The sequence below is a fragment of the Sulfurimonas sp. genome, from assembly GCF_026991475.1.
Taxonomy (GTDB): domain Bacteria; phylum Campylobacterota; class Campylobacteria; order Campylobacterales; family Sulfurimonadaceae; genus Sulfurimonas.
Genome location: NZ_JALXBK010000013.1, coordinates 19,482 through 27,436, shown reverse-complemented (window position 1 = coordinate 27,436; position 7,955 = coordinate 19,482). Strand labels below are relative to the sequence as shown.

Genomic DNA, 7,955 nt, shown 5'->3' with positions numbered 1-7,955 from the left:
ATTTGGGCTATTTTTTAAAGATATTTCTACTTTTGCAAAATATCCCAAAAAAGATGAGATATTTGTAAAAAATCAGCTAAAAAACTTAGCTAAATCAGGGACGAATTGGACTAAGTTCACAGTCTCTCTGTTTTGTTATCTCTTTAAAGTACTTGAACAAACCAAGTAAAAGTAGCTTGACAAGTTAAGACATCATTTATATCTTTTATTTTAACTTCAATTTGAAGTGAACCTCTGCCTTTTTTTTCAAATTGCGATTTGAATATAATAACAGCTTCTTCATCTGTTGATGAAAAAGCAATAATTTTCTCTTTAGCAGGTTTTTTGTATTTAATTTGAGCATCTCTAAGAACAGGTATGACTTTTCCTTCAAGCTCTGGAAAGAGACTTTTAAGATGAAGACCACTTTGTGTTTCTGCTAATGCAAATTGAGCACCTGCATGAATTGTTTCTATATGGTTTAATACATCATTTTTAAAATCTAATGATAACTCATTGTTTTGTTCTTTAATTTCAATATGCTTAACAAATGGGATGTCTGTTGCTTTCAAATTTATATTCCTTTGTGAGATAACGGCGAAGCTGAGCTTCATTAATGTGTATTTCGGAAAATTCGCTTGCGATTTTCTGGAAGAGACATTGATGTGAGACTCCTGCCTTTTGTTGTATGTAGCGTAGCGGAATACGACAAAAGGTTGGTGGCTCGTTTAGAGCTCAGCTTCGCCGTTGTAAGTTTCCGCTCCGCGGGAACTTACAACGATTATCGAGAGGAATAAATTAGCCGTCAGGGTAATTTATTCCTCTCCTCGAACTTGTTATGCTTTTTGCTTTCATTGTAAAAGTTAAAGGCATTATACCAACCAAAAGTAATAAAATTGATAAAATTGAAACACCTTCATATTGATAATTTTTCCATACAAGAGCAGGAAGTAATGTTCCCAATGCTCCTCCTAAATAGAAAAATGTTTGATACAATATTGCCACAGTTGTTTTATCATTTGGTGCTAAATCTCCTAAATAAGTTGGTGCAACTGATTGAACTGAAAACATACCGACCGTAACCAAGCCTATGCCGATAACAACGAAAATATATGATTGGATTAAGCTAAGAAGTATTCCGATAATTAAAACAAATATTCCAAAAAATAAAATCTTAACTCTTCCGATTTTATCTGAATATTTTCCTACAATAGGACTGATAAAAACACCTACCAATAAAACTAAAAAGAGATTTCCAAGTTGAGCTGATGAAAGGTTAAACGGAGGTTTAGATAGATAATATGTGGCAAAAGTAGTTATTGCCATAAATGAAAAAAAGACTACGGATGGAATGATAAGAATGGATAAAATCTTAAAATCAAAAAGATAATTAAAAATCATTTTTTTATTTATAATCTTTTTGGTTATGCTCTTTTTAACTGATGGCAAAGCATATATCATCGCTATCAAAGCTATAAGTAATAAAAAAGAAAATGTTGCAAATGCAATCCTCCAAGAATACAAAGATGTAATCCAACCTGCTAATAATCTTCCTATGACTGCTCCAAAACTTGTGGCTGCCATATAAATTCCCATACCTAAACCTCTATGTTTATCAGGATAAATATCTTGAACATAAGATAGCATAATGGCTGTGATACCTGGTATAAATATACCTTGTAAAATTCTGCTAAATAATAAAATATAAAAATTTGTTGCAACTGCTGATATGCTTACTGCAAGAAAAAGAAAAAAAGTTGAAAATATCATAATCTTTTTTCTTTGCCACTTATTAGAAGCCAAAATATAAAATGGTGTTGCTATCATCAAAGTAAATATCATACCTGAAAGTAAAGTATTGGTTTTTGTAATATCAATATCAAAAACTTCTTTTAATGTGGGTAATATAGCTTGTGGAGTGTATATTGTTGAAAATATAATGGATACTACAAAGAAAAGAGTAATAGATATTTTTATCATGAGTGTTTGTCCTTTTGTAGCATAACGGCGAAGCTGAGCTTCATTAATGTGTATTTCGGAAAATTCGCTTGCGATTTTCTGGAAGAGACATTGATGTGAGACTCCTGCCTTTTGTTGTATGTAGCGTAGCGGAATACGACAAAAGGTTGGTGGCTCGTTTAGAGCTCAGCTTCGCCGTTGTAAGTTTCCGCTCCGCGGGAACTTACAACTATTTATAAACACGCATTATATTATAAAAACCTTAAAAGATTAACAATAACACACACATAAAATAAATGTTATTTTCAGTAATTTCTTTAAAAAGATGACAAAATGCAATATTTTTAAAGAATTATGATTATTTAGATTATTATTCTTAAAAATAAAGTGTGTGTTTTGTGTCTTATATGATAATAACAGAACATTTTGTATGTTATTTGTTAAATATCTTACATAACATACAAAATGTTACTTAATTGGGGAGGTGATGTTTATGAAAATTAAGAAAAAATTATTGGATATAGTTCGTGATAAAATTCGTTTTAAACACTATAGTTATTCTACTGAAAGGACCTATATTTATTGGATTAAGCAGTATATCTTTTTTCATAATAAAAAACATCCTGTTGAAATGGCTAAGAGAGAGATTGAAGAGTATTTAACCTTTTTAGCTACTAAAAAAAATGTAAGTCCTACTACTCAAAATCAGGCATTTAATGCTATATTGTTTTTATATAAAGAGGTGTTAGGCATTGATAGTACAAAATGGAATATTCAAGCACTTCGAGCACAAGAGAGAAAACATATTCCTGTTGTGTTGACAAAAGATGAAGTAAAAGAAGTATTACAAAATTTAAGTGGAATATATAAACTTATAGTAATGCTTATGTATGGTTGTGGTCTTAGAATGAGCGAGGTTTTAAATATTCGCTTAAAAGATATTGATTTTGGATTTGATAAGTTATATATTTGGGATTCTAAATCATTGAAAGATAGAACAATACCTCTACCTATAAAACTAAAAGATGAATTACAAGTTCAAGTAAAAAGAGTGCAAGAGATACATAAAAAAGATTTAAGTGATGGATTTGGAAGTGTCTATTTGCCATTTTCTTATGAAAAGAAATATCCAAATGCAAAATCTGAAACAAAATGGCAATATCTTTTTCCTATGACAAATCTATCTAAAGATCCAAGAAGTAAATCAACAAGACGACATCATATACATCCACAAACACTTAGTAGAAACATAAAAGTAGCTGCACAAAAAGCCAACTTAAATAAACGGGTAACTTCACATATATTTAGACATAGTTATGCTACTCATCTTCTTCAAGCTGGTATAGATTTAAGAAGTATTCAAGAACTTTTAGGACATAAATCGGTAGAGACAACTATGATTTATACCCATGTTATAGCTGAAATAAACAAAGCAAAACTCATAAGTCCATTAGACTTTTAAAAGGCAAAAAAATGATAGAGAGATTTTACTTAAAAGATTACCTTAGTTTTAAAGAGAGTGAGCTTGAGCTTAAAAACGGGCTTGTTGTATTTACGGGTCCTAGTGGGAGTGGGAAGTCCATACTTATGGAGTCCATTCTCTCCTCTGTTGGCGGGGCTACTTGTGATGCTGCTGTGTGTGAGTCTAGTGTCACGTGGGAGATAGACGAAGATAGCTGCGGCATCCAAAATGATGAGATAAATGTCTTTAAACACATTAAAAAAGAGAAGTCACGCTACTTCATAAACAACCAAAGTCTCTCTAAAAAAGCGATGAACAGTGTTGCATCGAACTATTTACGTCATTTGAGTTTGAAAGATTTTAGTGATTTTAAAAATGAAAATCTGCTTGGCATTTTAGATGCACGTATTGGGCTAAAAAACCGTAAATTTTTAAAGCTAAAAGAGTCATATAGCACTGCATTTAGAGAATATTTGGATGTAAAACGAGAGCTAAACGCAATAGAAGAAGAAGAGAAGAAAATAGTAGAGTTAAAAGAGTTCGCTGCGTTTGAGATAAACAAAATAGCTGAAATAAACCCGAGTGTGGGCGAAGATGAAGAACTTTTGAAGATAAAAAAGGAGCTTTCTAAAAAAGAGAAGGTTTTAGAAGCTATTGAGGGGGCAAATGAGATATTTAATTATGAGCATTTAGTCTCATCTGCACTTGATTCGCTTGATGCGCAGAGCAGTTTCTTTGATGATGCTATGAACGAGCTGCGTTCTGTGCTCGATGGTGCGCAAGAGCGTTTTTCTGCGCTTGATGAAGTGGATGTCGAAGAGGTGCTTAACCGCATTGAGGCATTGAGCGGGCTTAAACGCAGGTATGGCAGCATTGAAGAGGCGTTAGAGTACAAAAAGCAAAAAGAGATAGAACTTGCAAAGTATGAGAACATAGAGCTTGAAAAGAGTGCCTTGCAAGAGCAGTATGAGCAACTTTTACAAAGCATAACTAACAATGCAAAAGAGATGACAGAGCTGCGTTTAAAAGCACTCACTGCGTTTGAAAAGGAGTTAAATGCTTACCTTAAAAGTCTCTATTTGCGTGATGCGAGTTTAGAGTTGAGTGAAACTTCTTTTACTCCTCTTGGTGTGGACAAACTTGACATAAAGCTAAACGCAACGCCACTCTCAAAAATCTCTACAGGTGAGTTTAACAGGCTACGTTTAGCCATATTAGCGTTGAAGTCGGAGTTTATGAGTAGTAATGGCGGGGTGTTAATGCTTGATGAAATAGATGCAAACTTAAGTGGTGAAGAGTCTATGAGCGTGGCAAAAGTGCTTAAACAGCTCTCTAAACATTTCCAAATTTTTGTCATTTCTCACCAGCCACAGCTCACTTCTACAGCAGATCAACACTTTTTGGTCTATAAAGATGGTACTATTTCAAAAACAAAAGAGTTGAACTTTGATGAAAAAGTGAATGAAATTGCCCGAATCATCAGCGGTGAAAATATTTCACAAGAGGCAAAAAAGTTTGCTCATGAGCTTTTGGAGGCAAACAGATGTGCTTTGTAATCTCGATATTGGGGCTTTTCTTAGCCTACAACTTTTATCATTCAGGTGACTTTTTACTTGCAGGTGGTTCTGTTGTTGTATCACTCATTTTTATAGTATTAATGGTGCGCAACATACTCTATGTTAAAAAGATGAGAGAAGGAAAGAAAAAAGATGATAATTGATACACATATTCATCTTGATGATGAAAGATATGCAGATGATTTGGATGAAGTTTTAAACCGTGCGAGAGAGGGTGGGGTGCAGCGTTTCATTATTCCCGGGGCTGACCCTTCTACGCTTCCAAGAGCCATTGAAATAGCCGAGCGTTATGATGATGTTTACTTTGCTGTAGGGGTGCATCCTTATGATATGGATGGTTTTGTAGGTCTGGAGTTTGCAAAGTATGTGGAGCATGAAAAGTGTGTTGCCATCGGTGAGTGCGGCATGGACTACTTCCGACTTGAGGGAAGTGATGAAGAGCAAGAAGCGGAGAAAAAGAGACAAGCAGAGGTTTTTCGTGCGCAGATAGAAATAGCGAAGCAGTATAAAAAGCCGCTTATAATCCACATCCGTAATGCTTCGCATGATGCAAAGATGATACTCCTAGATGCAAACGCAGCAGAGGTTGGCGGTGTGTTGCACTGTTTTAATGCCGATGATGAACTTCTGAGTTTAGCAAATGAGAATTTTTACTTTGGCATTGGAGGGGTTCTGACCTTTAAAAATGCCAAAAAACTTGTAAATATTTTACCGCGTATTCCAAAAGAGAAGCTCATCATAGAAACAGATGGACCATATTTAACCCCAGTTCCGCATAGAGGGGAGAGAAATGAGCCTTTTTATACAACATTTGTTGCGCAAAAGATGGCTGAACTTTTAGAAATGCCACGTCAAGAAGTAGAAGATTTAACTACTAAAAATGCTCTAAAACTTTTTTTTAATGGATTTTTAGATAAAATAGCATAAATTTAATTATAGGAATTATCTATTTTGAAATATTTGTTTTTACTATTTTTTCCAATTTTTTTATATGCTAATTTGACATATGATACAAACTCCAACAAAGAGTTGTCGCTTTTGAGTTCATTTGACATTGAGCCTACTTTTCTTTATGATCCGATTATGAATAAAATGAAAGAGAAGACGATTCAGAGACACAAGCATTTTTTTCGTGCTATGAATGAAGCGTATCTTTTTATTCCTGCTATTAAAAATATACTCTCTAAATATGATGTGCCACAAGAGTTTTTATATCTTGCAATGGCTGAATCAAATTTTCAAACAAAAGCTTACTCAAACAAAAGAGCCGTTGGGCTTTGGCAGTTTATGCCACGAACAGCAAAACTCTACCATTTGAAAATTGATAAATATGTTGATGAGAGACGCGATCTTGTAAAATCAACTGAAGCAGCAGCAAAATACCTCTCTACTTTGCATAAAAGATTTGGAAAATGGTACCTTGCAGCTATTGCTTACAATTGTGGAGGAGGGACACTCAACAAAGCTATTAAAAGAGCAGGAACAGATAAATTATCTATTTTACTTAATGAAAAAAAGAGATATATTCCTAAGGAGAGCCGTAACTATATTCGTAAAATTGTTGCACTCGCACTTATTGGAAGTGATGAACAGTTTCTTATGCATAGTGAATATGAATACCTTTTAAATCGTGCTGATGCCTACTCTATTTCTACTGTAAAAGTAGCACCTGGTGCATCTTTAAGTAGGTTATCTCATATAATTCATATTCCTTTAAAAGAGTTAAAGAAGTTAAACAGGCAACTTAATTATGATTTTGCTCCTCCTTATGCAAAAGGATATAATATATATATTCCCTATATTAAATTGGCAGAGTTTAAACAAAAATATCATGATACTCCTAGCAGAAATATATATAAAATTCATATTGTAAGGAATGGTGATAGTCTTGGCCGTATCGGTAAAAGGTATGGAGTTTCGTACAAAATTATAAAAGATTTTAACCATTTACATTCAAATATATTGCATGTTAGACAAAAATTAATTATACCAATAGCGAGAAGTAGGAAGCTGAAGTTCAATAAAAGATACTATTATATGGTAAAGAGAGGGGACTCTTTGCTTTCTATAGCTAAAGCCCACCATATTAGTTTAAAGAACTTAAGAGCACGAAATAATATAAAAGGCTCTATGATAAGAGTTGGTGATAGGTTGAAACTTTATGAATAGAGTTATAGTTTTTTCTGCTGTATCATTACTTCTGCTTGCAGGATGTAGTACAAGAGGACCAGGTGCATACCATGGGAACAATACTCCAGTACATGAGTATGTTGATGATAGCGGTGCCTATGCTGCACATTTGGATAAAAAAAAGTATGCACATGCCACAATGCGTCCTTATGTTGTTCGAGGTATTAGATACCATCCTACAGTTGTAAATGTCGGTGATGAGTTTCATGGAAATGCAAGCTGGTATGGTCCTAACTTTCATGGAAAACTTACTTCAAATGGTGAGCGATACAATATGTGGGATATGACTGCTGCACATAAAACACTGCCGATGAATACTATTGTACGTGTGACAAATAGAAGAAATGGTAAAAGTGCAGTTGTGCGAATAAACGACCGTGGTCCTTTTGTTGCAACGAGAATTATTGACCTTTCAAAAGCTGCAGCATCAAAAATAGGTATGATAGGAACGGGAACTGCTCCCGTAACTCTTGAAGTCTTAGGTTTTGCTGGCAAGGGAAGCCGTACAATTCCGACAAAAAAACAACTTAAAAAATCACCAAAGAGTGTAGAAGTAAGTGGTTATGCTATTCAAATAGCCTCTTTTGTAAACATCAGCGGTGCTATTTTAACTCAAGAAAAGTATGATAAAAAAGATGGTTACACAACTGTAATAAAAGATGTACAGAGTGATAATGGACGACTCTTTAAAGTATGGCTTGAGGGATTTAAAAGTGAGCAAGAGGCTAGAGATTATAAGGCTAACAGTATATTTAAACACGCATTTATAGTAAAAGAGGATTAAAAAT

At 33.9% G+C, this 7,955-nt stretch carries 8 protein-coding genes; 6 read left to right on the top strand and 2 right to left on the bottom strand.

Going from position 1 to position 7,955, the window contains the following annotated elements; genetic code table 11:
- Nucleotides 1-143: 143 nt before the first annotated feature.
- Nucleotides 144-551 (bottom strand): PaaI family thioesterase, encoded by a 408-nt coding sequence (locus tag MV589_RS00995; protein WP_297431195.1) that lies wholly within the window; start codon nucleotides 549-551, stop codon nucleotides 144-146.
- Between the two features lie 226 nt (nucleotides 552-777).
- Nucleotides 778-1,959 carry an MFS transporter gene (locus MV589_RS00990; RefSeq protein WP_297431193.1) on the bottom strand — a complete coding sequence of 394 codons (1,182 nt, stop codon included), beginning with the start codon at nucleotides 1,957-1,959 and terminating at the stop codon, nucleotides 778-780.
- A gap of 472 nt (nucleotides 1,960-2,431) precedes the next feature.
- Between MV589_RS00990 and MV589_RS00985 the strand changes: the two genes are divergently transcribed.
- The 6 genes from MV589_RS00985 to MV589_RS00960 are packed head-to-tail and all read left to right on the top strand — an operon-like array spanning nucleotide 2,432 to nucleotide 7,951.
- Nucleotides 2,432-3,400 carry an integron integrase gene (locus tag MV589_RS00985; RefSeq protein ID WP_297431191.1) on the top strand — a complete coding sequence of 323 codons (969 nt, stop codon included), beginning with the start codon at nucleotides 2,432-2,434 and terminating at the stop codon, nucleotides 3,398-3,400.
- 11 nt (nucleotides 3,401-3,411) lie between these two features.
- Nucleotides 3,412-4,956: an AAA family ATPase gene (locus MV589_RS00980; RefSeq protein WP_297431189.1), complete on the top strand. Its 1,545-nt coding sequence runs from the start codon at nucleotides 3,412-3,414 to the stop codon at nucleotides 4,954-4,956.
- A complete protein-coding gene (locus tag MV589_RS00975; RefSeq protein WP_297431187.1) occupies nucleotides 4,944-5,120 on the top strand; it encodes a hypothetical protein in 177 nt (58 codons plus the stop codon). Before MV589_RS00980 ends, MV589_RS00975 begins: the two co-directional genes overlap by 13 nt.
- Complete coding sequence (locus MV589_RS00970) at nucleotides 5,110-5,904, top strand: TatD family hydrolase (protein ID WP_297431185.1); 795 nt, start codon at nucleotides 5,110-5,112, stop codon at nucleotides 5,902-5,904. The genes MV589_RS00975 and MV589_RS00970 overlap by 11 nt, the downstream gene beginning before the upstream one ends.
- Nucleotides 5,905-5,928: 24 nt before the next feature.
- Nucleotides 5,929-7,146 (top strand): lytic transglycosylase domain-containing protein, encoded by a 1,218-nt coding sequence (locus MV589_RS00965; protein ID WP_297431183.1) that lies wholly within the window; start codon nucleotides 5,929-5,931, stop codon nucleotides 7,144-7,146.
- Nucleotides 7,139-7,951, top strand: coding sequence for a septal ring lytic transglycosylase RlpA family protein (locus MV589_RS00960; RefSeq protein WP_297431182.1), 813 nt, complete (start codon nucleotides 7,139-7,141; stop codon nucleotides 7,949-7,951). Before MV589_RS00965 ends, MV589_RS00960 begins: the two co-directional genes overlap by 8 nt.
- Nucleotides 7,952-7,955 lie beyond the last annotated feature (4 nt).

Excerpts from the sequence above, each read along its gene's own strand:
- MV589_RS00990 (WP_297431193.1), bottom strand. The coding sequence starts at position 1,959 with ATGATAAAAATATCTATTACTCTTTTCTTTGTAGTATCCATTATATTT.
- MV589_RS00985 (WP_297431191.1), top strand. The coding sequence starts at position 2,432 with ATGAAAATTAAGAAAAAATTATTGGATATAGTTCGTGATAAAATTCGT.
- MV589_RS00980 (WP_297431189.1), top strand. The coding sequence starts at position 3,412 with ATGATAGAGAGATTTTACTTAAAAGATTACCTTAGTTTTAAAGAGAGT.
- MV589_RS00975 (WP_297431187.1), top strand. The coding sequence starts at position 4,944 with ATGTGCTTTGTAATCTCGATATTGGGGCTTTTCTTAGCCTACAACTTT.
- MV589_RS00970 (WP_297431185.1), top strand. The coding sequence starts at position 5,110 with ATGATAATTGATACACATATTCATCTTGATGATGAAAGATATGCAGAT.
- MV589_RS00960 (WP_297431182.1), top strand. The coding sequence starts at position 7,139 with ATGAATAGAGTTATAGTTTTTTCTGCTGTATCATTACTTCTGCTTGCA.